A 1,712-nucleotide genomic window follows, 5' to 3' on the forward strand; every position below is an offset into this window, starting at 1 on the left:
GATTGTGCAGGCGCCACTCACTCTCCGGGAAGGGCCACCAGACCAGGTCGGCATCTGCAGATGAGGCGGCGATGACGGCATCCGCTAGGGAGGCCTCATGGCGGTAGCGGTCAAGGACATCGGCGGCCGGCAGCCCCGAAGTCACCTGCCATGCGCTGTCTTGGCTGCTCACCAGGTCGATGACCTCCGGGTCCCCAGCCACAACGGCACGGAAGTACAAACGCTCCACCGACAGCGTGAGGTGCTGCACCATCCCGAGGCAACTCCACCCAGAGGGCAGCACCGGGCGCCGCAGCGCCTCCTCGCTGAGCCCTTCCACTGCCCCCAACACGTGGTCTCGCTGCACCTGCAAGACACTCAGCAGCGCCGTGATCTCAGCGTCCACCACCGCGGTCACTTCGCTACCTCCCGGATGCCACACTGCTTGATTGCTGCCAGGTATTCGATGGCGGCAGCGAGCGCGGTGATGCCACCCGCGCCTGCGTACTCGCTCGTGCAGTTCATGTGCTGCTTCCTCTCCCGAAGGGCCACCTGTGTACAGAGTTGGAAACCCTTTGAGCTGGGACTTCACCACCCCCAGCGGTCATCCTCCTCTCCGCGGTTGTGGGCGGTGTTGCCAGGCCCGGGAGGGCCCCGCCGGTTCGTTCTCCAGTCGACGCAGTGTCACCGCTTCACCAAATGCGACGACCTCTTAAGCCCGGAGAACTGGCAGTGCGTCACTTCGAAAGGTCTACCACCTGCGCTTTTGGCCCAGACGGGGCCTCTTCGCGCTTGCTGGGATGTGGCCCGTTGAAGCACGCACACCGTAACCGGGTGTGGGCGGTCCGCGGGAATACGGGGCCTCGACCGTGCAGCCGGAACCGCCGTCGGGTTCCAGTTCAGGAGCAGCAGCCTGAGCCGTCCGTGATGGGCTGTCCGCTGTGGAGGTCGTCGTCGTGGCCTGCGGTGATCCGTGCCCATTGCGCGGTCGGCCGTCCATCCTTGCAGAACTGCTGACCGAGGGTTTCGTACGGCTGCGGCCAGCCTGGCGGGGAGTCCTCCCAGGTTTCCTGCCGTCCGTGGACGGTCATGTCGAGGATGCCGTAGGAGGGCGCCATGGGTTCGACGCCGCGGCCGGTGGTCCAGTACGTCTCGTAGACGCGTTCTCCGTCGCGGAGGTAGCTCGCTTTCATTCCGAAATGGCGGCCGGCGAGGAGCGGTTCGCGTGACTCGGCGGGTACGGAGTACCAGGGCATGTCCCAGCCCATGAAGCGGCGGTAGCGTTCGGACTCGTCGAACGGGCCCTGGCAGAAGACGGCGAAGGTGACGTCCCGCTGGTGCAGATAGGACAGTTCGCGGACCTGCCCGGTGAAGAAGGTGCAACCCTCACACTGGTCGGCTGCGGGGCGGCCATCGTGCCACATGTGATACGAGACGAACAGTTGGGTGCGGCCGTCGAAGACGTCGATCAGGGGGACCTCTCCGTTGCCTCCGACGAGCGGAGTTGATGGGTCCACCTCCGTCATGGGCAGCCGTCGCCGCGCGGCGGCGATCGCATCGCCCTCCCGGGTGTGCGCCTTCTCCCGGGCGCGCAGGGTGTCGACGGCGGTCAGCCACTCCCGGCGGGAGGCGACCGGTGGTTTGTTCACAGCAGTCATGCCCGTACTGACCCGACCCCACACAAGAACTCATCGGTGGAGCCCGAGGCAGGCCCTGCTGACCACGACCTCGTC

At 66.3% G+C, this 1,712-nt stretch carries 2 protein-coding genes; both read right to left on the reverse strand.

Going from position 1 to position 1,712, the window contains the following annotated elements:
* Window positions 1-397, reverse strand: a 397-nt coding sequence (locus VXC91_RS45185; protein WP_329513144.1) for a mycothiol transferase, incomplete at its 3' end; no start/stop codon positions are given.
* Window positions 398-878: 481 nt separating this feature from the next.
* The gene (locus VXC91_RS45190) at window positions 879-1,637 is read right to left on the reverse strand and encodes a DUF899 family protein (protein ID WP_329513145.1); all 759 of its coding nucleotides are present in this window, start codon (window positions 1,635-1,637) and stop codon (window positions 879-881) included.
* Window positions 1,638-1,712: the final 75 nt, after the last annotated feature.

The sequence above is a fragment of the Streptomyces chiangmaiensis genome, assembly GCF_036281785.1.
GTDB classification, from domain to species: Bacteria; Actinomycetota; Actinomycetes; order Streptomycetales; family Streptomycetaceae; genus Streptomyces; species Streptomyces chiangmaiensis.

What these genes read in the sequence shown, in the direction of transcription:
- VXC91_RS45190 (WP_329513145.1), bottom strand. Translation starts at nt 1,637, where the DNA reads ATGACTGCTGTGAACAAACCACCGGTCGCCTCCCGCCGGGAGTGGCTG.